The organism is Variovorax sp. 160MFSha2.1 (genome assembly GCF_048305075.1).
Lineage (GTDB): Bacteria > Pseudomonadota > Gammaproteobacteria > Burkholderiales > Burkholderiaceae_C > Variovorax > Variovorax guangxiensis.
In genome coordinates this window covers 4,382,943-4,406,884 of the sequence record NZ_CP157624.1, presented here as the reverse complement: position 1 = coordinate 4,406,884, position 23,942 = coordinate 4,382,943, and the positions used below count along the sequence as shown (strand labels likewise).

30 protein-coding genes are annotated in these 23,942 nt (G+C 68.2%); 14 read left to right on the top strand and 16 right to left on the bottom strand.

The annotated features are described in order from the left end of the window. The first annotated feature begins 30 nt into the window (after positions 1–30). From ABL838_RS20000 to ABL838_RS19985, 4 genes are all read left to right on the top strand, one after another. Positions 31–1,023 (top strand): Bug family tripartite tricarboxylate transporter substrate binding protein, encoded by a 993-nt coding sequence (locus tag ABL838_RS20000; protein WP_369661615.1) that lies wholly within the window; start codon positions 31–33, stop codon positions 1,021–1,023. 76 nt (positions 1,024–1,099) lie between these two features. Next, entirely contained in the window at positions 1,100–1,675 is a 576-nt protein-coding gene (locus ABL838_RS19995) for a TetR/AcrR family transcriptional regulator (RefSeq protein ID WP_418121597.1), read from the top strand. A gap of 93 nt (positions 1,676–1,768) precedes the next feature. Then, the gene (locus ABL838_RS19990) at positions 1,769–2,902 is read left to right on the top strand and encodes a thiolase family protein (RefSeq protein ID WP_184641310.1); all 1,134 of its coding nucleotides are present in this window, start codon (positions 1,769–1,771) and stop codon (positions 2,900–2,902) included. A gap of 53 nt (positions 2,903–2,955) precedes the next feature. Then, positions 2,956–3,402, top strand: coding sequence for a MaoC family dehydratase (locus tag ABL838_RS19985; protein ID WP_418121595.1), 447 nt, complete (start codon positions 2,956–2,958; stop codon positions 3,400–3,402). 27 nt (positions 3,403–3,429) lie between these two features. Here the strand turns inward: ABL838_RS19985 and ABL838_RS19980 are convergent, their stop codons facing one another. Beyond that, positions 3,430–4,245, bottom strand: a complete 816-nt coding sequence (locus ABL838_RS19980) for a ferritin-like domain-containing protein (protein ID WP_418121594.1) — start codon at positions 4,243–4,245, stop codon at positions 3,430–3,432. Between the two features lie 40 nt (positions 4,246–4,285). Between ABL838_RS19980 and ABL838_RS19975 the strand changes: the two genes are divergently transcribed. Beyond that, positions 4,286–4,810, top strand: coding sequence for a gamma carbonic anhydrase family protein (locus ABL838_RS19975; protein WP_418121593.1), 525 nt, complete (start codon positions 4,286–4,288; stop codon positions 4,808–4,810). 39 nt (positions 4,811–4,849) lie between these two features. Next, on the top strand, positions 4,850–5,848 hold the full coding sequence (locus tag ABL838_RS19970) for an Hsp33 family molecular chaperone HslO (protein WP_418121592.1): 999 nt from the start codon (positions 4,850–4,852) through the stop codon (positions 5,846–5,848). A 27-nt stretch (positions 5,849–5,875) separates the two neighbouring features. On the opposite strand, the gene ABL838_RS19965 is transcribed toward ABL838_RS19970, so the two are convergent. Continuing rightward, on the bottom strand, positions 5,876–6,730 hold the full coding sequence (locus ABL838_RS19965; RefSeq protein ID WP_418121591.1) for an NAD(P)-dependent oxidoreductase: 855 nt from the start codon (positions 6,728–6,730) through the stop codon (positions 5,876–5,878). A 40-nt stretch (positions 6,731–6,770) separates the two neighbouring features. Continuing rightward, entirely contained in the window at positions 6,771–7,541 is a 771-nt protein-coding gene (locus tag ABL838_RS19960) for an SDR family oxidoreductase (RefSeq protein WP_369661619.1), read from the bottom strand. Positions 7,542–7,679: 138 nt separating this feature from the next. On the opposite strand from ABL838_RS19960, the gene ABL838_RS19955 reads away from it, so the two are divergent. Next, on the top strand, positions 7,680–8,480 hold the full coding sequence (locus tag ABL838_RS19955; protein WP_418121590.1) for a helix-turn-helix domain-containing protein: 801 nt from the start codon (positions 7,680–7,682) through the stop codon (positions 8,478–8,480). A 4-nt stretch (positions 8,481–8,484) separates the two neighbouring features. Here ABL838_RS19955 and ABL838_RS19950 read toward each other — a convergent pair whose 3' ends face one another. The 7 genes from ABL838_RS19950 to ABL838_RS19920 form a co-directional block, all read right to left on the bottom strand. After that, entirely contained in the window at positions 8,485–9,462 is a 978-nt protein-coding gene (locus tag ABL838_RS19950) for a hypothetical protein (RefSeq protein WP_418121589.1), read from the bottom strand. A 31-nt stretch (positions 9,463–9,493) separates the two neighbouring features. Next, a complete protein-coding gene (locus ABL838_RS19945; RefSeq protein WP_184641303.1) occupies positions 9,494–10,165 on the bottom strand; it encodes an AAA family ATPase in 672 nt (223 codons plus the stop codon). Beyond that, positions 10,162–10,794 carry a nicotinamide riboside transporter PnuC gene (gene pnuC, locus ABL838_RS19940; RefSeq protein WP_418121588.1) on the bottom strand — a complete coding sequence of 211 codons (633 nt, stop codon included), beginning with the start codon at positions 10,792–10,794 and terminating at the stop codon, positions 10,162–10,164. Before pnuC ends, ABL838_RS19945 begins: the two co-directional genes overlap by 4 nt. A gap of 50 nt (positions 10,795–10,844) precedes the next feature. Continuing rightward, entirely contained in the window at positions 10,845–11,123 is a 279-nt protein-coding gene (ftsB, locus tag ABL838_RS19935; RefSeq protein ID WP_093203189.1) for a cell division protein FtsB, read from the bottom strand. 18 nt (positions 11,124–11,141) lie between these two features. Continuing rightward, on the bottom strand, positions 11,142–12,425 hold the full coding sequence (gene eno / locus ABL838_RS19930) for a phosphopyruvate hydratase (protein ID WP_019655973.1): 1,284 nt from the start codon (positions 12,423–12,425) through the stop codon (positions 11,142–11,144). A gap of 63 nt (positions 12,426–12,488) precedes the next feature. Then, positions 12,489–12,779, bottom strand: coding sequence for a DUF1330 domain-containing protein (locus ABL838_RS19925; RefSeq protein ID WP_176668178.1), 291 nt, complete (start codon positions 12,777–12,779; stop codon positions 12,489–12,491). Between the two features lie 61 nt (positions 12,780–12,840). Next, entirely contained in the window at positions 12,841–14,523 is a 1,683-nt protein-coding gene (locus ABL838_RS19920) for a CTP synthase (protein ID WP_184641301.1), read from the bottom strand. Between the two features lie 193 nt (positions 14,524–14,716). On the opposite strand from ABL838_RS19920, the gene coaBC reads away from it, so the two are divergent. The 4 genes from coaBC (at position 14,717) to ABL838_RS19900 (ending at position 17,531) form a co-directional block, all read left to right on the top strand. Next, positions 14,717–15,940, top strand: coding sequence for a bifunctional phosphopantothenoylcysteine decarboxylase/phosphopantothenate--cysteine ligase CoaBC (gene coaBC, locus ABL838_RS19915; protein ID WP_418121587.1), 1,224 nt, complete (start codon positions 14,717–14,719; stop codon positions 15,938–15,940). Then, positions 15,940–16,401, top strand: a complete 462-nt coding sequence (locus tag ABL838_RS19910; protein ID WP_418121586.1) for a hypothetical protein — start codon at positions 15,940–15,942, stop codon at positions 16,399–16,401. The genes coaBC and ABL838_RS19910 overlap by 1 nt, the downstream gene beginning before the upstream one ends. Beyond that, positions 16,401–16,847 carry a dUTP diphosphatase gene (gene dut / locus ABL838_RS19905; RefSeq protein WP_019655978.1) on the top strand — a complete coding sequence of 149 codons (447 nt, stop codon included), beginning with the start codon at positions 16,401–16,403 and terminating at the stop codon, positions 16,845–16,847. The genes ABL838_RS19910 and dut overlap by 1 nt, the downstream gene beginning before the upstream one ends. A 183-nt stretch (positions 16,848–17,030) precedes the next feature. Continuing rightward, entirely contained in the window at positions 17,031–17,531 is a 501-nt protein-coding gene (locus ABL838_RS19900) for a glycine zipper 2TM domain-containing protein (protein WP_126021744.1), read from the top strand. A gap of 81 nt (positions 17,532–17,612) precedes the next feature. On the opposite strand, the gene ABL838_RS19895 is transcribed toward ABL838_RS19900, so the two are convergent. Then, positions 17,613–18,137, bottom strand: coding sequence for an FKBP-type peptidyl-prolyl cis-trans isomerase (locus tag ABL838_RS19895; protein WP_126021745.1), 525 nt, complete (start codon positions 18,135–18,137; stop codon positions 17,613–17,615). 14 nt (positions 18,138–18,151) lie between these two features. Between ABL838_RS19895 and ABL838_RS19890 the strand changes: the two genes are divergently transcribed. The 3 genes from ABL838_RS19890 (at position 18,152) to ABL838_RS19880 (ending at position 20,163) form a co-directional block, all read left to right on the top strand. After that, on the top strand, positions 18,152–19,294 hold the full coding sequence (locus ABL838_RS19890) for a JmjC domain-containing protein (RefSeq protein ID WP_418117048.1): 1,143 nt from the start codon (positions 18,152–18,154) through the stop codon (positions 19,292–19,294). Then, a complete protein-coding gene (locus ABL838_RS19885; RefSeq protein WP_418121585.1) occupies positions 19,284–19,787 on the top strand; it encodes a hypothetical protein in 504 nt (167 codons plus the stop codon). The genes ABL838_RS19890 and ABL838_RS19885 overlap by 11 nt, the downstream gene beginning before the upstream one ends. Before the next feature lie 94 nt (positions 19,788–19,881). Next, a complete protein-coding gene (locus ABL838_RS19880; protein ID WP_019655983.1) occupies positions 19,882–20,163 on the top strand; it encodes a hypothetical protein in 282 nt (93 codons plus the stop codon). A gap of 79 nt (positions 20,164–20,242) precedes the next feature. Here ABL838_RS19880 and ABL838_RS19875 read toward each other — a convergent pair whose 3' ends face one another. The 5 genes from ABL838_RS19875 to ABL838_RS19855 form a co-directional block, all read right to left on the bottom strand. Beyond that, positions 20,243–21,019: an MBL fold metallo-hydrolase gene (locus ABL838_RS19875; protein WP_418121584.1), complete on the bottom strand. Its 777-nt coding sequence runs from the start codon at positions 21,017–21,019 to the stop codon at positions 20,243–20,245. A gap of 5 nt (positions 21,020–21,024) precedes the next feature. Further along, positions 21,025–22,104: an outer membrane protein assembly factor BamC gene (gene bamC, locus ABL838_RS19870; protein ID WP_184641295.1), complete on the bottom strand. Its 1,080-nt coding sequence runs from the start codon at positions 22,102–22,104 to the stop codon at positions 21,025–21,027. A gap of 144 nt (positions 22,105–22,248) precedes the next feature. Then, positions 22,249–23,097 (bottom strand): 4-hydroxy-tetrahydrodipicolinate synthase, encoded by an 849-nt coding sequence (gene dapA, locus ABL838_RS19865; protein WP_240650633.1) that lies wholly within the window; start codon positions 23,095–23,097, stop codon positions 22,249–22,251. 120 nt (positions 23,098–23,217) lie between these two features. After that, on the bottom strand, positions 23,218–23,787 hold the full coding sequence (locus ABL838_RS19860) for a class I SAM-dependent methyltransferase (protein ID WP_418121583.1): 570 nt from the start codon (positions 23,785–23,787) through the stop codon (positions 23,218–23,220). Between the two features lie 11 nt (positions 23,788–23,798). Beyond that, positions 23,799–23,939 carry a hypothetical protein gene (locus ABL838_RS19855; RefSeq protein WP_369661632.1) on the bottom strand — a complete coding sequence of 47 codons (141 nt, stop codon included), beginning with the start codon at positions 23,937–23,939 and terminating at the stop codon, positions 23,799–23,801. Positions 23,940–23,942 lie beyond the last annotated feature (3 nt).

The following is a 23,942-nucleotide window of genomic DNA, read 5'->3' as shown; positions in this document are numbered from 1 at the left end:
CAGACGACACGGGCTGCCACACACGACACCATGAATTTCCTCGCTTCCCCGAAGCCCTCGCGCCGCACGGCGACCCGACTCCTCGCCGCCGCCGCGCTGTGCGCCGCATCCGGCGCCTTCGCGCAGGCCGTGCCCAAGACCGTGCGCCTCATCGTCGCCTATCCGGCCGGCGGCGTCAGCGACGTGGTCGCGCGTGCGCTGGGCGACCGGCTCGCGGCGCAGATGGGCGTCACGGTGATCGTCGACAACCGCGCGGGCGCGAGCGGGGCCATCGGCATGGACGCCGTCGCCAAGGCCGCGCCCGACGGTGCGACGCTGGGCTTCTCGGCCATCAGCCCGCTGGTGCTGAGCCCGCACCTGGGCAAGCTGCCCTTCGATCCGCTGAAGGACGTGGCGCCTGTGGCCAGCGTGATGTATTCGCCGGTGCTGCTGATCGCCACGCCGGCGAGCAAGGCGAAGGACTTCCGCGCTCTCATCGACGATGCCAAGGCCCATCCGGGCGCGGTGCGCTGGGCTACCTCCGGGCCGGCCTCGCTGGGCCACATCGTGCTGGAGCAGCTGCGCGCGGCGGCGAGCGTGGACATCACGCATGTGCCTTACAAGGGCGGCGGCCAGCAGCTCAACGACGCGATCGGCGGGCAGTTCGAGATTCTTTCGACCAACGCGAGCCCGACGCTCTCCTCGCACATCCAGTCGGGCAAGCTGCGCCCGCTGGCGGTGGGTGCCCCAGCCCGGCTCGACAGCCTCCCGCAGGTGCCCACGCTGGGTGAGCTGGGCTACAAGGCGGCGAACATCAATTCGCTGTTCGGCGTGTTCGCGCCGGCGGCCACGCCGCCGGCGCTGGTCGCGAAGTACAACGCCGAGATCAACAAGGCGCTGGCCACCCCCGAGCTGCGCGCCAAGCTCACGGCCACCGACAACGTGCCGACCGGCGGCACCCCGGCCGCGTTCGCGAAGGAAATCGCCAGCGAGTTCGAGAGCAACGGGCGCATCGTCAAGGCGGCGGGCATCAAGGCCGATTGAAAAGCCGCAAAGGCGCGCTGACGCCTGGATGACACCCCGGCTTGTGGCTTGGCCTTGCCTACCTTATAGTAGGTAGATGACCAACGCCACAGCATTCGCCGCCGGCAGCACCCGCGAGCAGATCCTCGCGGTGGCGCGCGGCTTCATCGAAACCCGTTCCTACCTGGGCTTCAGCTTCCAGGACGTGGCCGACGCGGTCGGCGTGCGCAAGGCCAGCCTGTACCACCACTTCCCGACCAAGGAGGCGCTGGGCGTCGCGGTGATCCGCGCGGCCACGCAGGGCTTCAAGGACTGGGACGCCGCCCGGGCGCGCGAGCCGAAGGACGCGCTCGAATCGTATTTCCGCATGTACCGCAACACGCTCAGGGCCGGCTCGGGCATGTGTCCCGCGGGGGCGGTGGCTCCCGGCTGGGGCGTCATCAACGACGAGCTTCGCCTTGCCGTGCAGGAGCTGCGCAACACGCAGGTGACGTGGCTCACCGGCGTCCTGGGCGCGCTGATGACGGAGCGCAAGACCGGCGCCTCGGTGGCTTCGCTGGCTGCCTACGTTTTTTCCGTTTGCCAGGGCGCGCTGCTGTCGGCGCGCATGACGGGCCGCGTCGACGACTTCGACGAGGCCATCGCCCAGCTCAGGAGTTCCTTGCTGGGCTGAGCGCCCGGCCCCGTGCAGGCACGCTTCGGCGTGCTTATTTTTCGACCTCGAAGCCTACCGATTGGAAGGTAGTCAATCTGCTGGAGAGCATTCATGAAAGCCGTCATTTCCGCCTACGCCCGTTCCCCGTTCCACTTCGCGAAGAAAGGCGCGCTCGCCGAGGTGCGCCCCGACACGCTGGCCGCCGGCGTGGTGCGCGGCCTGCTGCAGCGCACCGACCTCGACCCCGCGCTGCTCGAAGACGTCATCCTCGGTTGCGCCTACCCCGAGGCCTCGCAGGGCAACAACCTCGCGCGCATCGTCGGGTTGCTGGCCGGCCTTCCGCACGAGGTGGGCGGCATGACGGTCAACCGCTTCTGCGGCTCGTCGATGCAGGCCGTGCACATCGCCGCCGCGCAGATCGAGGCGGGCATGGGCGATGCGTTCCTGTGCGTGGGCGTGGAGTCGATGACGATGGTGCCGCAGGGCGGCTTCAACTTCTCGCCGAGCCCGGAACTCAAGGAGAACACCGACGCCTACATCTCGATGGGCGAGACCGCCGAGAACGTGGCGCAGCGCTGGAACGTGAGCCGCGCCGACCAGGAGGCCTTCGCGGTGGAGTCGCATCGCAAGGCGGCCGAGGCGCGTTCGCAGGGGCGGCTTGCCGGCGAGATCGTGCCGGTGCGCCTGGCTTCGGGCGACGTGATCGATGCCGACGGCTGCATCCGCCCGACCACTTCCGCCGAGGCGCTGGCGAACCTCAAGCCCGCGTTCCGCCCTGACGGCGTGGTGACGGCCGGCACCTCGTCTCCGCTGACCGACGGCGCGGCGGCGGTGCTCGTCACCAGCGACGAATTCGCGGCGAAGCACGGCCTGAAGGCGCTGGCGCGCATCCGCTCGTTCGCGACCGTGGGCGTCGACCCGGCGATCATGGGCATCGGCCCGATCCCGGCCACGCGCAAGGCGCTGGCGCGCGCGGGCCTGAGCGCGGCCGACCTCGACGTGATCGAGATCAACGAAGCCTTCTCCTCGCAGGCGCTGGCCTGCATTCGCGACCTCGGGCTCGATCCGGCGAAGATCAACCTCGATGGCGGCGGCCTTTCCATCGGCCATCCGCTGGGCGCGACCGGTGCGCGCATCACCGGCAAGGCGGCGTCGCTGCTGGCGCGCGAGAACGGCCGCTACGCGCTGGCCACCCAGTGCATCGGCGGAGGGCAGGGCATCGCGACGATCCTCGAGCGCGTCTGAAGGCCGCGCCGCCCGCGAGAATGACGATCGCCACCCACGACAAAGGAGACCCCATGGCCAAGCTGTATCTCGAAGACCTGAAGGTCGGCGACCGTTTCAAGAGCGCGGAGCACGTGCTCGACGCGGCGCAGATCAAGGCCTTCGCGCAGCAATTCGATCCGCAGCCCTTTCATACCGACGAAGAGGCTGCCAAGAGCACATTCTTCGGCGGCCTCGCGGCGAGCGGCTGGCACACGGCCGCGCTCACGATGAAGCTGCTGGTCGAAAGCGGCCTTCCGCTGGCCGACGGAATCATCGGTTCGGGCGGCGAACTGCAGTGGCCCAAGCCGACGCGGCCCGGCGACGTGCTGCATGTGGAGGGCGAGGTCGTCGACATCGTGCCCTCGCGCTCCAAACCCGGCCGCGCGATGGTGGCGATGCGCTGCCAGACGCTCAACCAGCATGGCGACGTGCTCCAGCATTTCATGCCGAAGCTGGTGGTGCAGGTGCGTCCGGCCTGAGCCGAAGAGGAAAGAAGAGCGGCGGCTTCAGGCCTTGTCCTGCGTCTGCGAGAGCTGGCGCAGCTCTTCCGCGCTGAAGCCCGCACGCCCGCGCGCCTCGAAGTTGAAGGGCGGCTTGTGCCGCGGCGCGTCGTAGCGCGCCACGAGCCCGGGGTAGGCCGCTTCCGGGTCGATGCCCTCGCGCTCGCACAGCCAGCGGTACCAGTGGTTGCCGATGGCCACGTGGCCCACCTCGTCGCGCAGGATGATGTCGAGGATCTCCACCGCGCGCAACGCATCGGGTGTGTTCACGCGCTTGAGCTTGCCCTGAATGAGCGGCGTGGCGTCGAGCCCGCGCGCCTCCAGCGTGCGCGGCACCAGCGCCATGCGGGCGAGCACGTCGTCCTTGGTCTTCTCGCACATGTTCCACAGGCCGTCGTGGCCGGGGAAGTCGCCATAGCGCCAGCCCATGTCCTGCAGGTGCGCGTGCAGAAGGGTGAAGTGCAGCGCCTCTTCATGGGCCACGCGCAGCCAGTCGCGGTAGTAGGCCTGGGGCATGCCGTCGTAGCGCCAGACGGCGTCCAGCGCGAGGTTGATGGCGTTGAACTCGATGTGGCAGATCGAATGGATCAGCGCCGCGCGTCCCTCGGTGGTGAAAGGCGAGCGCTTCTGCACGGCGGTGGCGGCCACGCGCAGCGGGCGCTCGGGGCGGCCCGGCACGCCGAGATCGTCGCCGGGCACGCGGATGGCCTGGGCTGCTATGGATTCGGTAGCGCCGTCCAGCGGGATGGCACGGGTGGCGGCCACCTTTTCATCGGGGTCTGTAAGGCGAAGCGCGGCCAGCGCGCTCAATCGGGGGTGCATCCCTACAATTCTAGGTTTTGACCTTGCAGGGACCGGAACAATGGCGCTCTACGAACTCGACGGCGTGGCACCCCAGGTGGGCGAAGGTGCATGGGTGGCCGACACCGCGGAGGTGATGGGCAACGTCAGGCTGGCGGAGAACGCCAACGTGTGGTTCGGCGCGGTGCTGCGAGGCGACACCGAGACGCTGAGCATCGGGCGCAACAGCAACATCCAGGACCTGTCGGTGCTGCACGCCGACATCGGCTGCCCCCTGACCGTGGGCGACAACGTGACCGTCGGGCACCAGGTGATGCTGCATGGCTGCACCATCGGCGACAACACGCTGGTCGGCATCCAGGCGGTGGTCTTGAATAACGCGAGGATCGGCCGCAACTCGATCGTTGGCGCCGGCAGCGTGGTGACCGAGGGCAAGGAGTTTCCCGACAACTCGCTCATCATGGGCTCGCCCGCCAAGGTGGTGCGCACCCTCGACGACGAGACCGCCGCCAAGCTGCGCCAGGGCGCGGAAAACTACGTGGCCAACGCCCGGCGCTTCGCAAAGGGCCTGAAAAAGATCGCCTGACCATCCCGGTCGCAGGCACACACACAGAAAGAAGATGTTTTGAGCGAGCTGCACAAATTCCTGTTCGATGGCCTGCCGGTGCGCGGCATGATCGTGCGCCTGACGGACGCGTGGCAGGAGATCCTCGCGCGGCGCGCCTCCAATACCGCCACCGGCGCCTATCCGCAGCCCGTGGTCGAACTGCTCGGCGAGATGACGGCGGCGGCCACGCTGATGCAGGCCAACATCAAGTTCAACGGTGCGCTGATCCTGCAGATCTTCGGCGACGGCCCCGTCAAGGTGGCGGTGGCCGAGTCCAAGCCCGACCTGAGCCTGCGCGCGACCGCCAAGGTGATGGGTGAGTTGCCGGTCGACGCGCACCTGCCCGACATGGTCAACGTGAACAACAAGGGCCGCTGCGCCATCACGCTCGACCCCAAGGACAAGCTGCCGGGCACCACCCCCTACCAGGGCGTCGTGCCGCTCTTCGGCGACGACGGCGAGAAGCTCGGCAAGCTCAGCGACGTGCTCCAGCACTACATGCTGCAAAGCGAACAGCTCGACACCACGCTGGTGCTGGCCGCCGACGACAAGGTGGCCGCGGGCCTGCTGATCCAGCGCCTGCCGGTGAAGGGCGAGGGCAACCTCGAGGGCACCGCCGACAAGGATCACGATCAGGCCAACGAAGACCAGATCGGCCGTAACGAGGACTACAACCGCATCTCGATCCTCGCGTCGAGCCTCACGCGCGACGAGCTGCTCACGCTCGACGTCGAGACCATCCTGCGCCGCCTGTTCTGGGAAGAGAAGCTGCTGCGCTTCGAGCCGCAGGCCGGCATGCTCGGCCCGCGCTTCGCCTGCACCTGCGGCCGCGAGCGCGTGGCGCAGATGATCCGCGGCCTCGGCGAGCAGGAGGCCGAGAGCATCCTCGCCGAGCGCGGCAACATCGAGGTGGGCTGCGACTTCTGCGGCAAGCAGTACCGCTTCGACGCGGTCGACGCTGCGCAGATCTTCACGCCGGTGGGCGACCGGGTTCCGGGCAGCTCCGTCGTGCAGTAGGCGGCACCGTCGCCGCCTCTTTTTCAGTCAGCGCAGCACCTTGATCATCGCGGCGAGGCGCTCGTGCGCGAAACCGGCCGCCAGCGCGCGGTCGAACATGCCGGCCAGGAAAGCCGGAAAGCTCCCGTCCAGGCCGGCCTCGCGCGCCTGCTTCACGAACAGCCGGCCGGAGCCCGCGCAGGTGGCCATCGAGCTCTGGGGCTCGCCGTAGCTCCCGGCCTCGATGGCATCGCCCTCGGCGCGGATCATCTCCCCCAGCACCGGCGATATCGCACCGATCATCCGGCCGAACTCGCCCACGCCCAGCCCTTCGGCCTCGCAGATGCGAGCGCCGTGGAAGAAGCCGCTCATCGCGCCGAACATGCACGACAGCGTCGCGAGGTCCCAGGCCGCGGCGTTGCCGACCGGCTCGCCCATGTACATGAGGCGGCCGGCGATGGTTTCGAGCACCGGGCGGCAGATGGCCAGCGCGCGCTCCTCGCCCGAAATGAAGAGCGGCGTGTCGGGCCGGCCGATCTGGCCGGGCGTGGCGAGCAGGGCGCCATCGAGGTAGGCCACGCCGTCCGCGGCGGCCCAGGCGTCGCGCGCGTCCTGCGGCGTGCCGGTGCTCAGCTGCACCAGCACCTTGCCGCGCAGGGCCTGCATCGCGCCGGGCTGGGCGAGGATCGAGCGGGCCGCGGCGTAGTCGGCCACGCACATCAGCACGATGGGGCTCGCCTCGGCGGCGCTGCGCGCATCCGTGGCGAGCAGGGTGCCCTGGTTCAGCAGCGGGTGGGCGCGCCCGGCGGTGCGGTTCCAGAGCGTCAGCGTGTATTTCGGCTGCAGTGCGTGCGCGAGCGCGATGCCCATGGGGCCGAGGCCGATGAGGGATACGTCGGTCATGTCGTTCTCCGTTCCATGTTTTCGTGTCGATCAGGTGCAATCAGGCCGCGGCGGGCGTCAGCTTCTGGCCCAGCCCGCCGTCGACGGTGAGTCGCGCGCCGGTCGTGAAGGTCGCCTCGAAGGCGAAGAACAGCACCGCGCGGGCCACTTCGTCGGCGGTGCCGTGGCGCCGCATCGGCGTGATCTGGTCGCCCAGCCGGATGAACTCGGCGCGTTCCTCCGGCGTCGCATCGGCCACGCCCAGCGTGGGCGTGTCGATGAAGCCCGGGCTCACCACGTTCACGCGGATGCGCCGCGCCATCAGCTCCGCCGCGAAGCCCGAGGCGAAGGAGCGCAGCGCGGCCTTGGTGGCGCTGTAGACGCTCATGCCATGCATGCCGCCTTCGTCCGCGATGGACGAGGTGACGACGATGGCGCCGCCCTCGCGGATCAGCGGCGCCAGGCGCTGCACGGTGAAGAACGGACCCTTGGTGTTGATGGCGAAGGCGCGGTCGTAGCCGGCCTCCGTCACCTGTTCGAAGGGCTCCAGCGTGGAGATGCCGGCGTTGATGTGCAGCAGGTCGATGCGGCCGAAGCGCTCGCGCACCGTGGCCGCCAGCGTGTCGATGTCGGCCAGCGAGGCGGCGTCGGAGGCCAGCACGTGGGCGCCCGCGCCGAGCGTGCGCCGCGCGGCTTCGAGGTTCACGGGGTTGCGCCCGGTCGCGAGCACTTCGGCGCCGCCCGCGAGCAGCGCCTGTGCGGTGGCCAGGCCCATGCCGATGGTTCCGCCGGTGATGACGGCCTTCTTGCCGCCGTAGATGTCGTTCGTCATGATGATTCGCGTGCCTTGCAATGGATGAAGTTCAAGGCTGCGAATGATCCGGATCGGTGCTCTTGCGGTCGCGCACGTTCGGCCGTGCTGGAGCATGAACGGACAGCGCCGTGCAAGGCGGCACTCGATAATGTTCCGATGAGCAAAACCGATACGGACACCCGCCTGCAGGTGGACCTGCGGCAGACGCCCGGCGGCGTGGTCGGCTACGACGCGCTGCCCGACCATCGCATCAAGCTACACACCGGCGGTCCGGTGGCCGGGGCTTGCAGGCTGCACAGCTTCCTCTACACGCGCGGCGACCTCGACATCCTGCCGGCCGGCATCTCCGACGTCTGGCACGAGGAAGCGCCGAGCACCTCGGTCGTGGTGCGCATGCCGCCTTCGCTGCTGAGCCGCACAGCCGACGAGATGGGCCTGCCGCCCGAGCGGGCCGTGCTCGACCAGCGCCACCAGTTCCGTGACGCGCGGATCGAGCACGTCGCTTGGGCGCTCGACGCGGAGCGCCGCGCTGGCTTTCCCAACGGCAGGCTCTACACCGACAGCCTGGGCACCGCGCTCGCGGTGCAGCTGCTCGCGGGGCAGGAGGCCGCCGCAGGCACGGCATCGGCACAGGGGCTGACGCGGCCGCAGCTGCGCCGCGTGATCGAGTACATCGAAGCACACCTGGACGGCGATCTCTCGCTGGCCGCGCTGGCCGGTGTCGCAGGCCTCAGCGCCTCGCACCTGAAGACGCAGTTCAAGCGCTCCATCGGCCTGCCGGTGCACGAGTACGTGGTGCACCGCCGCGTCGACCGCGCGCGCGGGCTGCTGCTGCGCAGTGAGATGCCCGCGAGCCTCGTGGCGCTGGAGAGCGGCTTCTCGCACCAGAGCCACATGGCGCGCTGCATGCGGCGTGTGCTCGGCGTCACGCCGGGCGAAGTGCGGCGCGCGGGCTAGGGGTCTAGCGAGCCGCGTCGTCGAACCCGCCGAACGAGATGTCCGGCGCGCTCGTGTTGTGCTTCGACGGCAGGCTACGGCCAAAGCGCACCTGCGTGGCCTGGAGGCTCTTCACTTCCGGCAGCGGCAGCACCTGCTGCGCCGCCTGGGGTGATGCCTGCCAGCGCACTTCGCTCACGTCGGCGTTGTCGGGCGTGACGTACATCGAGCGCAGCACCGCAAAGGGCTGGGTGCTTGCGGTGGGCTTCGACAGCGTCACGTCGAGCGCGGTGCGCGCGCGGCTGATCTCGTCGACCTTCACCGCGGCACTGCCGCCGTCGGTGAAGCGCACGTGGATGGCCAGCGGGCGCGGCACGATGCGGATCGACGCGATGTTCACCACCGGCCGCGCGGCGGCCTCGACCGGGCCGAGCAGGAAGGACGAGCCGTACACCCCGTCGCCGAAGCGCGGCTCGGGCAGCGGCTTGATGCGCCAGTAGCCATCCGACGGATAGAGCACGATGGCTTCGAGCGGCTTACCGTTCTCCTTCCTGAACACCTGCAGCAGATGAAAGCCGCGGTCCTTGCGCTTGCCCACCTGCACGGGCACCCGCTGCGGGCGCCAGAAGCTCGGCAGGGTCATGCCGACGATGCGCCACTGGGCGTTGTCCATCAGCACCACGGTGCGCTTGCGGAAGCGGTAGGCCGGATCGGTGGGATGCTCGCCGCCGTCGAAGTTGCAGCCCGAGAAGTCGGGCGCGGTGACGTCGTTGCCGATCTTGTCGAGGTAGTCGGGCTGCAGCGCTTCGATGCGCATGTGGCGGATGCCTTCGCCGCGCAGGGTCAGCGAGACGTTGTCTTCCTCGGCGCAGGCGGTGGTGGTGGTGCCGTTCTCGACGGTGGCCGCGACAGGTGCCGCGTGGACCGGGCCGGTGGCCGACAGCAGCAGGGCGGCCAGAGCGGAAGGAAGAAGCGCGATGCGCGCGGCGGTCGAAAGGGGCATCGGGTCTCCGGTAGGGGGAAAGGGAGGGCCGCTACTCGCGGCGTGCGATGAGATCGCTGAAGAGCCTATGTTCGCATTCCGGGTCGGAGCATTTCTCGCAAGGCCACGACCAGGAGGCGGGTTTCGCGTCGGACCTGGCGCGCGTGCGCGGCCGGCCCTCGTTGCCTGCGATGGAAACGATGGCGTTCCACGCGTTGGCAAGCCGCTCGCCGCCGCTGCCGTGCACCACGGCATACGAGAGCTTCGCGCCCGCGAGCGCGGCGCGCACCAGCGTGTCGGTCGGCTGCTGCGCATGCGGGCCGTCGCGCATGTCGTCGGCCACCCAGGGCAGGTCGAGCGCGGTCAGCAGCGTGATGGCGTAGCGCCGCTGGGCGGCCAGCGCACTGTCGTAGAGGGAGGTGTCCGCGAAGAGCTGCTCGCTGTAGACGGCCGTCATGAGCGCAGTGGTGTCGGCCACCACCACGCCGGTGGCGGCTGCGAGCGCTATGCGGCGGGTCTGCTCGTCGGCGATGGCCTGCTGCTCGTCGGGGCGCGGCGTGCGGCCTTCGCGCTCGCACCATTCGCGCAGGTACTCGCTCACCAGGGTGGTCGGTACGCCGCGGTCCTGCAGGCGCTGCGCGATGGCGCGGGCCAGCTCGGTCTTGCCGGTGCTTTCGGCACCCACGAGGGCGATGACGCAGCCCGTCGGCAGCACGGGGGTCATGCGCGCACGGCCGCTGCGGCGCTGGACGGCATGCGCTGGCGCCAGGCAAGGTAGCCGGCCACGCTGAGCACTGCGAACACCGCATACAGGCCCACCGTGAGCCACAGGCCCTTGTGGATGAAGAGGCCCACGCTCACCACGTTCACTGCCAGCCAGACCAGCCAGTTTTCGATGAACTTGCGCCCGAGCAGGAACTGCCCGACCAGGCTCAGGCCGGTGGCGAAGCCGTCCCACCAGGGCACGTCGGTGTCGGTGAAGCGGCGCAGGAAGAGGGCGACCGCCGGCCATGCCACTGCGCAGGCCAGCAGCGTGAGCGCGACGCCGCGCGAAGAAAGCCGGCTGACGCGCAGCGCGCTGCCGTCGGCCCGGTGGCCGCGAAGCCACTGCGCCCACCCCCAGAGCGCGACGAGCGCGAAGAAGACCTGCAGCGAGGCGTCGCCGTAGATGCGCGCCTTGGCGAACACCGCCACGTAGAGCACAGAGCTGACGATGGCCAGCGGCCATCCCCAGTGGATTTCGCGCATGTTGCAGCCGACCATGGCGAGCGCCAGCGTCGACGCGACGAGTTCGAGCCAGCTCACGGGAGAGCCCCAGAGCATGAACGCGGGGGCCGAGAGAAGCTCGGTCATCGGCTCTGAGGCGAAGAAAGAAAAGAGGCGGGGGGAAGAGGTGGCCGAGGTCAGTGCGCGATTTGCACGAAGACCTCGTTGGGCTTCACCATGCCGAGTTCCGCGCGGGCACGCTCCTCGACCATCTCGAGCCCGTCCTTGAGGTCGTTGACCTCGGAGCTCAGGCGCTCGTTGTTCAGCGCGGCCTTGGCGTTGGCTTCCTTCTGGTCGGCCAGCTTGGTCCGCAGCTGGGCCACGTCGCGCACGCTGCCGCGCCCGTTCCACAGCTGCCACTGCAGGATGGCCAGCAGGAGCAGCAGGACGATCGGTGGAACGAGGCGGGCGCGCATGCCGCGTGGCGTCCGGCGTTACTTCAGGTTGTAGAACGCGCCGCGGCCGGGGTAGACGGCGATGTCGCCCAGGTCTTCCTCGATGCGCAGCAGCTGGTTGTACTTGGCGATGCGGTCCGAACGCGAGAGCGAGCCGGTCTTGATCTGGCCGGCGTTGGTGCCCACGGCGATGTCGGCGATGGTGCTGTCTTCCGTTTCGCCCGAGCGGTGCGAGATCACGGCGGTGTAGCCCGCGCGCTTGGCCATCTCGATGGCGGCGAAGGTCTCGGTCAGCGTGCCGATCTGGTTGATCTTGATCAGGATCGAGTTGGCGATGCCCTTCTCGATGCCTTCCTGCAGGATCTTGGTGTTGGTGACGAAAAGGTCGTCGCCCACCAGCTGCACGCGCTTGCCCAGGCGTTCGGTGAGCAGCTTCCAGCCGTCCCAGTCGCCTTCGTGCATGCCGTCCTCGATGCTGATGATCGGGTACTTGTCGACCCAGGTCGCGAGCATGTCGGTCCAGCTCTCGGCCGTGAGCGACAGGTTCTCGCCCGACAACACGTACTTGCCGTCCTTGTAGAACTCGCTGGCCGCGCAGTCCAGGCCCAGGGCGATCTGTTCGCCGGCGGTGTAGCCGGCCTTGTCGATGGCTTCGAGGATCAGCTGGATGGCTGCTTCGTGGCTCTCGACGCTGGGAGCGAAGCCGCCTTCGTCGCCCACTGCCGTACTGATGCCGCGGTCGCCCAGGATTTTCTTGAGTGCGTGGAACACTTCGGCGCCATAGCGCACGGCCTCGCGGAAGCTCTTGGCGCCCACGGGGATGATCATGAATTCCTGCAGGTCGAGGCTGTTGTTGGCGTGCGCGCCGCCGTTGATGACGTTCATCATCGGCACCGGCAGCTGCATGCCGCCCATGCCGCCGAAGTAGCGGTACAGCGGCAGGCCCGATTCTTCCGCAGCAGCGCGGGCCACGGCCATCGAGACGGCGAGGGTGGCGTTGGCGCCCAGGCGGCCCTTGTTGTCGGTGCCGTCGAGGTCGATCATCGTGCGATCGAGGAAGGCCTGCTCGCTGGCGTCCAGGCCGAGCACGGCTTCCGAGATCTCGGTGTTGATGTTCTCGACGGCCTTCAGCACGCCCTTGCCGAGATAGCGGCTCTTGTCGCCGTCGCGCAGCTCGATGGCTTCGCGCGAGCCGGTCGATGCGCCCGAGGGCACGGCCGCGCGGCCCATGGTGCCCGACTCGAGCAGCACGTCGCATTCGACGGTGGGGTTGCCTCGGCTGTCGAGAATTTCGCGGCCGACGATGTCAACGATTGCACTCATCTTCTGTCTTTCTCTTTCTGGTCTCTTTGGGCGGATGAATAGATGGGGAAACGGGGCAGGAGATCAGAGGCCCTCGACGGCGATCATGTTCATGATCGCGGCGCCGGCACGCGCCTCGCGCGCCTTGAGGTACTCGGGCGTCTCGTAGAAGGCCTTCGCCTTCTCGAAGCTGGGGAACTTGAGGATGACGATGCGCGTGGGCTTCCAGTCGCCCTCCAGCGGCTGCACCTGGCCGCCGCGCACGCACACCTCGGCGCCGTGCGCCTGCATGGCGACGGTCGACCACTTCTTGTATTCCTCGTACTGCGTCGGGTTCGTGACCTCGACATGTGCGATGACGTAGCCGCTGCTCATTCGAATACCTCCGTGCTCCGCACTGCGGTGCGAGCTTGCTTGGGGCGGCCCGGCGCGGCGCTCATGCAACCGCCTTCAGCGTCTTGTTGGTGCTGCCCGAACCCTTTTCCTTGTGCTCGAGCGCGGCCTTGATGAAGGCGTTGAAGAGCGGGTGGCCGCCCCACGGAGTCGACTTGAACTCGGGGTGGAACTGCACGCCCATGAACCACGGGTGCACGTCCTGCGGCAGCTCGACGATTTCGGTCAGGTGCTCGCGCTGGGTGAGGGCGGAGATCACGAGGCCGGCCTTGCGCAGCTCGTCGAGGTAGTTCACGTTGGCTTCGTAGCGGTGGCGGTGGCGTTCAGTGACCACGTCGCCGTAGATGCTGTGGGCCAGCGTGCCCGGAGCCACGTCGGAGCTCTGCGCGCCCAGGCGCATGGTGCCGCCGAGGTCGGACTTCTCGTCGCGGATCTTCACGGTGCCGTCGGCGTCCTTCCACTCGGTGATCAGCGCGATCACGGGGGTGGGCGTCTCGGGGTCGAACTCGGTGCTGTTGGCGTTCTTCAGGCCGGCCACGTGGCGGGCGTATTCGATGGTGGCCACCTGCATGCCCAGGCAGATGCCGAGGTAGGGCACCTTGCCCTCGCGGGCGAAGCGCGCGGCCGAGATCTTGCCTTCCACGCCGCGCTGGCCGAAGCCGCCGGGCACCAGGATGGCGTCGTACTTGGCCAGGCGCGAGACGTCCTGCGGCGAGATGGTCTCGGAGTCGATGTAGTCGATCTTCACGCGGGCATGGTTCTTCATGCCGGCATGGCGCAGCGCCTCGTTGAGCGACTTGTAGCTGTCCGACAGGTCGACGTACTTGCCGACCATGGCGATCGAGACTTCCTTCTGCGGATGCTCGACCTCGTAGACCAGCTCGTCCCAGCGCTGCAGCTTGGCGGGCGGGGTGTTGATGCGCAGCTTGTCGCAGATCAGGCCGTCCAGGCCCTGCTCGTGCAGCATGCGGGGCACCTTGTAGATGGTGTCCACGTCCCACATGGAGATAACGCCCCATTCGGGCACGTTCGAGAACAGCGAGATCTTGGCGCGCTCGTCGTCGGGGATGCGGCGGTCGGCGCGGCACAGCAGGGCGTCGGCCTGGATGCCGATCTCGCGCAGCTTCTGCGCCGTGTGCTGGGTGGGCTTGGTCTTGAGCTCGCCGGCGGCGGCGATCCAGGGCACGTAGCTCAGGTGCACGAAGGCCGAGTTGTTCGGGCCCATGCGCAGGCTCATCTGGCGAACGGCCTCCAGGAAGGGCAGCGACTCGATGTCGCCCACGGTGCCGCCGATCTCGACGATGGCCACGTCCACCTCGTGCGCCGTGCCGATGCCGGCGCCGCGCTTGATGTATTCCTGGATCTCGTTGGTGATGTGCGGGATCACCTGCACCGTCTTGCCGAGGTAGTCGCCGCGGCGTTCCTTCTCGAGCACGGTCTTGTAGATCTGGCCGGTCGTGAAGTTGTTGGCCTTGCGCATCCGCGTGTTGATGAAGCGCTCGTAGTGGCCGAGGTCGAGGTCGGTCTCCGCGCCGTCATCGGTGACGAACACTTCCCCATGCTGGAAGGGCGACATCGTGCCGGGGTCGACATTGATGTACGGATCGAGCTTGATGAGGGTGACTTGGAGGCCGCGCGATTCGAGGATCGCGGCGAGCGAGGCGGAGGCGATTCCCTTGCCAAGGGAAGAAACGACACCACCGGTGACGAAGACAAATTTGGTCATGCCAGTTCCGGACGCTGTGAATCCGGGCAGTGGGAAATTGCGATTATAGGTGTGCCCTTCGCGACACCTTTCGAGAAGGGCATCTTTCGTGGGGGCCGCCGCGCACGGCCGCCCGAAGCGGCCGGCCCGCCCCCGGTCGGGGGGAGGCGAAGACACGAAGTGCGAAGCCTGGGGGTGAGCAACAATACAGCCCATGCAAGACCTCGCCGGCAAACACATCGTCCTGGGCCTCACCGGAGGCATCGCCTGCTACAAGTCGGCCGAGCTGTGCCGGCTGTTCGTCAAGGCGGGGGCGACCGTCCAGGTCGTCATGACCGAGGCAGCGGAGCAGTTCATCACCCCCGTCACCATGCAGGCGCTCTCGGGGCGAACCGTCTACACCTCGCAGTGGGACACCCGCGAGCCCAACAACATGCCGCACATCAACCTCAGCCGCGAGGCGGATGCGATCGTGCTGGCCCCCTGCAGCGCCGACTTCATCGCCCGGCTGGTGCAAGGCCGCTCCGACGACCTGCTGAGCCTGATGTGCCTGGCTCGCCCGATGGACCGCATCCCGCTGCTGATCGCCCCGGCCATGAACCGCGAGATGTGGGCCCATCCGGCCACGCAGCGCAACCTCATGCAGGTTGCGGCCGACGGCGCGACGGTATTGGGGGTGGGCAACGGCTGGCAGGCCTGCGGCGAGACCGGCGACGGCCGCATGCTGGAGCCGGCACAGCTGCTGGAAGATGTCACCGCCTTCTTCAGCCCCAAGCTGCTGGCGGGCCAGAAGGTGCTGGTCACGGCCGGTCCGACCTTCGAGGCGCTGGACCCGATCCGCGGCATCACCAACCATTCGTCCGGCAAGATGGGCTTCGCCATTGCCCGGGCTGCCCGCGAGGCAGGCGCCGAGGTCACGCTGGTGGCCGGGCCGGTGCACCTGCCCACGCCGCGCGGCGTGACGCGCGTCGACGTGCTCTCGGCGCAGGACATGCTCGAAGCGACCACCCGTGCGGCCCAGAGTGCTAGCATTTTCGTAGCTACGGCAGCCGTCGCAGACTGGCGGCCGGCCACCCAGAGCAACCAGAAGATCAAGAAGGACGGCAGCGGCAGGACGCCGGTGCTGAACTTCACCGAGAACCCGGACATCCTCCTCGCCGTCGCGAAGAGCGAGCGGGCCCAGTCGAAGAAGCTCTTCTGCGTGGGCTTCGCCGCCGAGAGCGAGAACCTCGCCGAACACGCCAAGGCCAAGCGCGAGCGCAAGGGCATCCCGCTGCTGGTGGGCAACATCGGCCCGCTGACCTTCGGCCAGGACGACAACGCGCTGCTGCTGGTGGACGCCAACGGCGTGCGCGAGCTCCCGCGCGCCCCCAAGCTCACGCTGGCGCGCGAGCTCATGACCGAGATTGCAGCGCGTCTTCCCGACTGGAGGGTCTGATGAATCCCCAATGGAACACACCGCCGAATGGCGATTTCGCCCGCTATGTGGAGCGGCTGTCCGCGCAGGCGGCGCTGCCGAAGCGGACCGCCGCAGCGCCCTGCGAGCACGGGTTGGACATCGGCATGACGCCGACCTCCGGTCCGCAGGCGCAGGGGCCCGTCACCGCCGCGATGCAGCGCGCCGAGCTCCCCAACGGCGAAGTGCCCAGGAAGCAGCCTGGCTCCTTCGATCCGGCGCTGCTCAAGGTGCTGGGGATCTTCGGCGCGGTGGCGTTCCTCGTGCTCTGGGCCGCGGGCGTGCCGTTCGGCGTGCTGATCGTCCTGGCGGCGCTGGCCGCCTGGTTCGGCAGGAAATTGAAGGGCCTGAAGCTCACACCCGGCGTTGCCAAGTGGCAGCAGGTGCTGGAAGAAGCGGCCCGAAAGCAAAGAGAACAGCAACAGAAGCAAGGCAATAACTAGTGAAAGTCGACGTCCGCATCCTCGATCCGCGCATGGTGGATCAACTGCCCGCATACGCCACCCCCGGAAGCGCCGGCCTCGACCTGCGAGCCTGCCTCGATGCCCCCATCACGCTGGAGCCCAACGGCTGGCAGCTGGTGGGCACCGGCATCGCCATCCATCTGGCCGACCCGGCCTATGCGGCGCTGATCCTTCCGCGCTCGGGGCTGGGCCACAAGCACGGCATCGTGCTGGGCAACCTCGTCGGCCTGATCGACAGCGACTACCAGGGCGAGCTGAAGATCAGCGCCTGGAACCGCAGCGACACGCCCTTCGTGCTGAACCCGATGGAGCGGCTGGCGCAGTTGGTGATCGTTCCGGTGGTGCAGGCGCAGTTTCGAGTGGTCACAGAATTTGCACCCACGCAACGAGGCGAGGGCGGCTACGGCTCTACCGGCAAACATTGAGCGAATCCTGAAGATCGGCTGAGTGTCCGGGCGGTAAAGAGCGGAACCGGCCCGGGCCGTACGGCCTCGAAGGTTTCAGTGTGTGAACGGCGTCATCGCGGCCGATGCTGCGGCGTTAGTCAGGCACACGCAGGGTGCATGCATTCATCATCCTTGCATCGTTCTTTCCGAGGAGCCTCCAACATGAAGATCTCAATGCGCTTTGTTTCCGTCACCGCTTCCGTGCTGGCCGTGGCCACGCTCACGGCGTGCGTGGCACCGGCGCCGGTCTACCAGACCTCGCGCTATCCCTACCAGGCGCCTCCGCAGGCCATTCCCTACCAGGAAGCTTCCTACGTCGAGTACGGCCACGTGGCCAACATCGAGGTGCTGCGCAGCGAAACCGCCGGCACCGGCACCACGGGCGGCGGTGCCGTCGCCGGTGGCGTCATCGGCGGCGTGGTGGGCAACCAGTTCGGCCGGGGCAATGGCCGCGCCGCGGCGACCGCGCTGGGCATCGTGGGCGGCGCCCTGCTGGGCAACACCATCGAGGCACAGCAGAACGGTCCGCGCGTCTACGAGATGTACCGCGTCTCGGTGCAGACCGACCGCGGCGGCTATCGCGCCTTCGACGTGCAGAGCCCCGGCGACCTGCGCATTGGCGACCGCGTGCGCATCGACAACGGTCAGATCTCGCGGATGTAAGCCGCGCTTGTTTTAGACGTGAAAAAGCCGGGCATCGCCCGGCTTTTTTCGTATGCGCAGCCTCCGGCCGGATTCGGCGCGTCAGTGCAGCGTCTGGTTGCCCGGCGCCATCGGCGCAATCTTGAAGAAGCCCGTGCCCGCCGTGCCGCGTCCCACTTCTTCCTCGGTGGCCTCGCGCACGGAACGCACGGTGATGTCGAGCCGGATCGCGATGCCCGCCAGCGGATGGTTGCCGTCGAGCACCAGGTGGTCGGGATAGATCTCGGCCACGGTGTAGATCGTGTCCTTCGGAATGTCGGCATTCACGCCCTTGGGCAGTGCGGAGCCGTCGAAGGTCATGCCTTCCTCGGTGCCTTCGGGGAAGAGCGAGCGGGGCTCCAGGAAGAGCAACTGGTCGTTGAAGTCGCCGAAGCCCTGTTCGGGCTCGATCTGCAGTTGCACCCGGGCGCCGGGTTCATGGCCCTGCAGGGCCGCTTCGATCACGTCGAAGAGATCGTCGCCGCCGACCAGGAATTCGACAGGCTCGTCGAGCACATCAAGCACGTCGCCGAGCGTGTCTTTCATCGTCCAGGTCAGGCCGACCACGCATTGTTCAGAGATTTCCATTGCAGAATTCTCCCATGGAGATCAACAAACCGCTGCCCCTGCTGGGCGGCCTGAGCGCCGCGCAGTTCATGCGGCGGCACTGGCAGAAAAAACCCTTGCTCGTGCGGCAGGCGATACCCGCGATGGTGCCACCGATCGAGCGTTCCGAGTTGTTCGCCCTGGCCGAGCGTGAGGACGTCGAATCGCGCCTCATCCGCCACGGCAAGGCCGGCTGGTCGCTCAAGCACGGCCCCCTTGCCCGCCGCGCCCTGCCGTCGCTGAAGCAGCCGGCATGGACGCTGCTGGTGCAGGGCGTCGACCTGCACCACGAGGGCGTGCACGAGCTGATGCGGCAGTTCCGCTTCCTGCCCGACGCGCGCCTCGACGACCTCATGATCAGCTACGCGAGCGATACCGGTGGCGTCGGCGCGCACTTCGACAGCTACGACGTGTTCCTGCTGCAGGCGCACGGGCGCCGGCGCTGGTCCATCGGCAAGCAGAGCGACCTGCGGCTGCAGCAGGGCCTGCCGCTGAAGATCCTCGAGAACTTCGAGCCCGAGCAGAGCTTCGTGCTCGAGCCCGGCGACATGCTCTACCTGCCTCCGCGATACGCCCACGACGGCGTGGCCGTGGGCGGCGACTGCATGACGTATTCCATCGGCCTGCGCTCGTCGGCCCTGGGCGAGTTGGGTGCCGACCTGCTGGCGCGTATGGCGCAGGCCTATGCGGAAGACCTGGAAGACGCGGGCCCGGCCGAACTCGCGCGGTACCGCGATCCGACGCAGCCCGCCGTCGATGCGCCCGCCGCGATGCCCGCGGCCCTGCAGGGTTTCGCGCGCAAGGCCATCGAGGCGGCGCTGCGCGATGCCGATGCCATCGACCGTGCCCTTGGCGAGTCGCTCACCGAGCCCAAGGCCAACGTCTGGTTCGATGAAAGCGGTGAGGCGCCAGCGGCCATGCAGCACGTGAAGCTCGACCGCCGCACGCGCATGCTCTACGACGCGCGGCACATCTACATCAACGGCGAGAGCTTTCGCGCGGGCGGCGCCGATGCGACGCTGATGCGCAAGCTGGCCGACCGCCGCGAGCTCGGTGCGCGCGAACTCTCGCGAGCGAGCGAAGGCGCTCTTGCGCTGCTGGGCGAGTGGTGCGAGGCAGGGTGGCTCCATGCCGGATGAGGCGCCCGGCCCGTCATTGCCCGAGGGCCGCTTCGATGGCCGGGAGGCCTTCGACGTGCTCCTGCGCAACGCACTCTCGGCCGCGGCGCGCGAAGGCTGGAAGGAGGTCGTCTTCAGCGACCCCGATTTCGCCGACTGGCCCCTCGGCGAGCGCGCGACCATCGAGGTATTGCAGGCCTGGGCCGCGAGCGGCCGCCGCCTGATGCTGCTCGCGCAGCGCTACGACATTCTCGAACGCGGCCATGCGCGCTTCGTCGCATGGCGCCGCATGTGGGACCACATCATCGAATGCAGGGCCGCAGGCAAGGCATCGGGCACGGAAGTGCCGAGCGCCATCTGGACGCCCTCATGGTTCGCGCATCGCATCGACCCCGAACGAAGCAGGGGCGTGAGCGGCGCAGACGCACGCGCGCGCAGCGAATTGCGCGAGGCCATCGAAGAGTGCTGGCGCATGGGCCGGCCCGCGTTTCCGGCATCGACACTCGGCTTGTAAGCCAATGCCGCGAATGCGGCCGCGAGACATATTCAGGCGGATATGCAGGTCTAGAATTTTTTCGTTCCAGACCTTCATTGCCAAAGGAGATTCCATGAAGAAGTCATCGTCCGTCCTGATCGCCTCTCTGATTGCCGCTGCCGCGCTCGTCGCCTGCGGCAAGAAGGAGGATGCAGCGCCGGCTGTCGTGACGCCGCCTCCTGCGCCCGTGACTGAACCCGCACCCGCGCCCGCTGCTCCCGCTCCCGCGCCATCGGCCGATCCGGGCGCATCGTCCTCGTCGTCGACCGCGCCTTCTTCGGGCTCGCAGTCGGCGCTCGATGCCGCGAACGCAGCCACCGAGGCCGCGAAGAAGAATGAAGCGCCGAAGCAGTAAGCAGCAAGGACTGCATCAGCCATGAAAAAGCCGCCATGAGGCGGCTTTTTTTCTTAGGAGAGCGTGAGGGCCCTGGCGCTCAGACGTCGAGCCAGGGCGAGCCTGCGCTGGCCGTGGCCGTCAGCATCTCCGACTCGTTGCCGCCCAGCGCTTCGGCCATGAGGCGCCGCACGATCTCGGGCCGGTTGTTCTGCTCGCTCAGGTGCGCCGCGACCACATGCCGCAGGCCGTCGTGCAGCAGCGCGCGTGCGATCTCGGCTGCGGCGGTGTTCGACAGGTGCCCGTAGTTGCCGCCCACGCGGTGCTTGAGGAAGGGCGGGTAGCTCGAGTTCGCGAGCAGCTCGCTGTCATGGTTGAACTCCAGCAGCAGCGAATGCACGCCGGCCAGCCGGGTCAGCACGTGCGTCGTTGCATGGCCCAGGTCGGTCAGCACGCCCAGCGTGCGGTTGCCGTCTGTACAGCGCAATTGCAGCGGTTCGCGCGCATCGTGCGGAACGGTGAAGGGCTGCACGCAGATGTCGCCGACCGTGAACTCGGCATCGTCGCGCGCGAGGTGCAGCAGGCCCTCGAAGTCGCGCCCGCCGGTGGCGAGCCACGTGCCTTCGCTCATCCAGACTGGAATGCGATTGCGCCGCGACAGCGAATGGGCGCAGCCTATGTGGTCGCCGTGCTCGTGGGTCACGAAGATCGCGTCGATGTCGCTGGCTGCAAGGCCTGCCTGGGCCAGGCGCAGGTCGAGCTGCTTGAGGCCGAAGCCGCAGTCGACGAGGAGGCGGGAGGTGCGGCCGGCGCTGGTCGTCTCGACCAGCGCGGCGTTGCCCGTGCTGCCGCTGCCGAGGCTTCGGAAGCGGAGCATGCGGGTTATCTCAGGTCGTCGGCGATGACCTTGACGATGCGCTCGGCGTTGACCGAGGTTTCGGGTGCGCCGGCTTCGTTGAGCACCGACACCGTGGTCGATTCGCCCTGGCTCTTGACCGAGATGCGGAACTTCGCGGGCGCCTCGGCCTTGCTCGAGCCACCGAACAGCTTGCCGAAGAAGCCGGGCTCCTTCTTGTCGGGGTTCGGCGGCACGTAGCGCACGTAGTAGACGCCGGCGCTGCGGTCGCGGTCTTCCACGGTGAAGCCGGTGCGATCGAGCGCGAGGCCGACGCGGCGCCATGCGCGGTCGAAGCCTTCGCTGATCTGCACGACCGGCTGGTTGCCGACCTTGGCGATGGTGGCAGTCTTGGGCGTCGCGGTGGTCGCGGCCAGGATCTTCGACTGCTCCTGCGACACGCCGAGCTTGACCATCAGGCGGCGCAGGAATTCGGTCTCGAGCTCAGGATCGCTGGGGCGCGGCTGCCACACGGTCTGGTCCTGGCGGGAGTTGTTGTAGACCTCCTGCATGCCGCGATGGCTGATGAAGATCTCGGTGCCGGTGGTGGTGCGCTCCAGGCGGGTGCGGAAGCGGTCGAGCTCGCCGGTGGAGTAGACCGAGTCGACCAGCTTGCCCAGCGTGCCGCGGATGATGTCCTGCGGCAGCTTGGCGCGGTTCTCGGCCCAGTCGGTTTCCATGATGCCCAGGTTGCGCTGGTCGGTGGTCAGCAGGAAGCCGTTTTCCTGCCAGAAGTCCTTCACCGGGTCCCAGAGCTGGTCGGGCGTGCGATTGACCACGATCCAGCGCTGCGTGCCCGAGCGCTCCATGCGCACGTCGCCGATGTTGGCCACCGCGGTGGGGACGCCGGGTGCGTTGGCGATGCCTGCCTGGTACGAGTTTGCGCTCACGGCGCCGCCGGGGATGGCGTAGCGGTTGTCGCGCGAAAGCTGGGAAAGATCGGGCGGGACTTCGAGCGTCGGGGCCTTGCCTGCGCTCTTGTAGTCGATCTTGTCGCTCTCGAGGACGGAGCAGGCGGCGAGGCTGGCAACGAGGGCCAGCAGTGCAAGTCGCGAAAGGTTCTTCAACGTCGTCTTCCTTGTTGGAATGGTTCGGTCAATCTAGGGGCCGCAGTGCCCGCCGCCATCTCTGAGCGCGGTTCGGGCAAAAGGTTGCTTAACCTTGCTGTGGCCAGGGGAAAGGCAGGTCCGGGACGTGCTGGAGAGGAGTGCTCAGCCCTTCAGCAGGCCGGTGGCGCGCAGGGCGCCTTCGACCGCGGGGCGGCTCGCTTCGCCGAGTTCGGTGAGCGGCAGGCGCAGCGCGCCGCCACACAGGCCGAGCCGTGCCATCGCCCACTTCAGCGGGATCGGGTTGGGCTCGACGAACAGGTTGCGGTGCAGCGGCATGAGCTCGAACTGGATCTGCATGGCGCGCTTCACGTCGCCCGCCAGCGCGGCGACGCACAGCTCGTGCATCTTGCGCGGCGCGATGTTGGCCGTGACGCTGATGTTGCCCTGGCCGCCGCAGAGCATGAGCGCGACCGCGGTCGGGTCGTCGCCGGAATAGACGGCGAAGTTCTTCGGCACTTCGCGGATGAGCCACTGGGCTCGCTCGATGTTGCCGGTGGCTTCCTTGATGCCGATGATGCCGGGCACCTGCGCCAGGCGCAGCACGGTGTCGTGCGCCATATCGGCGACAGTGCGGCCGGGCACGTTGTACAGCACGATGGGCAGGTCGCCCACGGCCTCGGCGATGGCCTTGAAGTGCTGGTACTGGCCCTCTTGCGTGGGCTTGTTGTAGTAAGGCACGACCTGGAGCTGCGAGTCGGCGCCCACGCCCTTGGCGAACTTGGCGAGCTCGATGGCTTCCTTGGTGGAGTTCGCGCCGCAGCCGGCCATCACGGGCACGCGGCCCTTGGCCTGCTCGACCGAGACGCGGATGATTTCGCAGTGCTCCTCGACATCGACCGTCGGCGATTCGCCGGTGGTGCCGACCACGCCCAGGCAGTCGGTACCTTCTTCGATGTGCCAGTCGATGAGTCGCCGCAGGGCGGGGTAGTCGACACTGCCGTCGTCGTGCATCGGCGTGACGAGCGCGACGATGCTGCCTGTCAGTTGCTCCAAGGGGAATCTCTTTGTCGGTGGACGAAAGCGCCGATTCTACTTACTCCGGCGCCCCGCCAGACAGCGGCCCCGGGCCCCTTAGTTTCCCTTAAGGAAGCGGCGCGCCGGCAGACCGGAATCGGCCGCGGGCGGGCGAACGGCCGCGATGCGCTGCACGAAGCGCTCCGGCTGCGCGATGAACCCGTCCTCGTAGGCCACCACGCTCAGTCCGGCGCAGGCCGTCAGCAGTTCGCCCGGCTGCAGCAGGAAGTCGGGCCGCGAGGGCTTGCCGACGGTTTCGTTGCCCGTGGCGAAGGTCTCGTAGAGCAGCACGCCGCCCGGCGCCACAGCGGCAACGATGTCGGCCATGCGCGGGCGCCAGAGGTAGTTGGTGACGACCACGGCACCGAAGGCCCGGCCGGAGAAGGGCCAGGAGCCGGATTCGATGTCGGCCTCGATCACCTTGCCGAACGTGCTTGCCGCCTCGACAGCCTCGGGAGAGCGGTCGACGCCGGTGACCGCGTGCCCGCGTCCGGCGAACCACTTCATGTGCCGCCCGGCGCCGCAGGCCACGTCCAGCACCGACGCGCCGGTCGCAAGCAGGTGCGACCACCGGGCAATCCATTCGGAAGGTGCTCCCAGGCCGTGCACTGGCGCTATTTCTTTCATAGCAATGAGGCTCAGAAGCAGGACCAGATCTGGTCGACCAGCGTCACCAGGAAGTCCGGATGCACGTACAGCGCGAACACGCCGCCCAGCACCGCCAGCGCGGCGGCCAGCCAGCCGGCGTGGACGATGTGATGGCGCATCCGGGTAGTCATGGC

Bases quoted from the DNA above. Each gene is read 5' to 3' on its own strand.
- ABL838_RS19855 (WP_369661632.1), bottom strand. From the start codon at position 23,939: ATGACTACCCGGATGCGCCATCACATCGTCCACGCCGGCTGGCTGGCC.
- ABL838_RS19985 (WP_418121595.1), top strand. From the start codon at position 2,956: ATGGCCAAGCTGTATCTCGAAGACCTGAAGGTCGGCGACCGTTTCAAG.
- ABL838_RS19875 (WP_418121584.1), bottom strand. From the start codon at position 21,019: ATGCTCCGCTTCCGAAGCCTCGGCAGCGGCAGCACGGGCAACGCCGCG.
- ABL838_RS20000 (WP_369661615.1), top strand. From the start codon at position 31: ATGAATTTCCTCGCTTCCCCGAAGCCCTCGCGCCGCACGGCGACCCGA.
- ABL838_RS19920 (WP_184641301.1), bottom strand. From the start codon at position 14,523: ATGACCAAATTTGTCTTCGTCACCGGTGGTGTCGTTTCTTCCCTTGGC.
- ABL838_RS19980 (WP_418121594.1), bottom strand. From the start codon at position 4,245: ATGCACCCCCGATTGAGCGCGCTGGCCGCGCTTCGCCTTACAGACCCC.
- ABL838_RS19900 (WP_126021744.1), top strand. From the start codon at position 17,031: ATGAAGATCTCAATGCGCTTTGTTTCCGTCACCGCTTCCGTGCTGGCC.
- dapA (WP_240650633.1), bottom strand. From the start codon at position 23,097: ATGCACGACGACGGCAGTGTCGACTACCCCGCCCTGCGGCGACTCATC.
- ftsB (WP_093203189.1), bottom strand. From the start codon at position 11,123: ATGCGCGCCCGCCTCGTTCCACCGATCGTCCTGCTGCTCCTGCTGGCC.
- ABL838_RS19945 (WP_184641303.1), bottom strand. From the start codon at position 10,165: ATGACCCCCGTGCTGCCGACGGGCTGCGTCATCGCCCTCGTGGGTGCC.
- ABL838_RS19965 (WP_418121591.1), bottom strand. From the start codon at position 6,730: ATGACCGACGTATCCCTCATCGGCCTCGGCCCCATGGGCATCGCGCTC.
- ABL838_RS19995 (WP_418121597.1), top strand. From the start codon at position 1,100: ATGACCAACGCCACAGCATTCGCCGCCGGCAGCACCCGCGAGCAGATC.
- eno (WP_019655973.1), bottom strand. From the start codon at position 12,425: ATGAGTGCAATCGTTGACATCGTCGGCCGCGAAATTCTCGACAGCCGA.
- ABL838_RS19990 (WP_184641310.1), top strand. From the start codon at position 1,769: ATGAAAGCCGTCATTTCCGCCTACGCCCGTTCCCCGTTCCACTTCGCG.
- ABL838_RS19895 (WP_126021745.1), bottom strand. From the start codon at position 18,137: ATGGAAATCTCTGAACAATGCGTGGTCGGCCTGACCTGGACGATGAAA.
- ABL838_RS19885 (WP_418121585.1), top strand. From the start codon at position 19,284: ATGCCGGATGAGGCGCCCGGCCCGTCATTGCCCGAGGGCCGCTTCGAT.
- ABL838_RS19975 (WP_418121593.1), top strand. From the start codon at position 4,286: ATGGCGCTCTACGAACTCGACGGCGTGGCACCCCAGGTGGGCGAAGGT.
- ABL838_RS19860 (WP_418121583.1), bottom strand. From the start codon at position 23,787: ATGAAAGAAATAGCGCCAGTGCACGGCCTGGGAGCACCTTCCGAATGG.
- ABL838_RS19950 (WP_418121589.1), bottom strand. From the start codon at position 9,462: ATGCCCCTTTCGACCGCCGCGCGCATCGCGCTTCTTCCTTCCGCTCTG.
- ABL838_RS19925 (WP_176668178.1), bottom strand. From the start codon at position 12,779: ATGAGCAGCGGCTACGTCATCGCACATGTCGAGGTCACGAACCCGACG.
- coaBC (WP_418121587.1), top strand. From the start codon at position 14,717: ATGCAAGACCTCGCCGGCAAACACATCGTCCTGGGCCTCACCGGAGGC.
- ABL838_RS19910 (WP_418121586.1), top strand. From the start codon at position 15,940: ATGAATCCCCAATGGAACACACCGCCGAATGGCGATTTCGCCCGCTAT.
- ABL838_RS19880 (WP_019655983.1), top strand. From the start codon at position 19,882: ATGAAGAAGTCATCGTCCGTCCTGATCGCCTCTCTGATTGCCGCTGCC.
- ABL838_RS19960 (WP_369661619.1), bottom strand. From the start codon at position 7,541: ATGACGAACGACATCTACGGCGGCAAGAAGGCCGTCATCACCGGCGGA.
- ABL838_RS19955 (WP_418121590.1), top strand. From the start codon at position 7,680: ATGAGCAAAACCGATACGGACACCCGCCTGCAGGTGGACCTGCGGCAG.
- ABL838_RS19890 (WP_418117048.1), top strand. From the start codon at position 18,152: ATGGAGATCAACAAACCGCTGCCCCTGCTGGGCGGCCTGAGCGCCGCG.
- pnuC (WP_418121588.1), bottom strand. From the start codon at position 10,794: ATGACCGAGCTTCTCTCGGCCCCCGCGTTCATGCTCTGGGGCTCTCCC.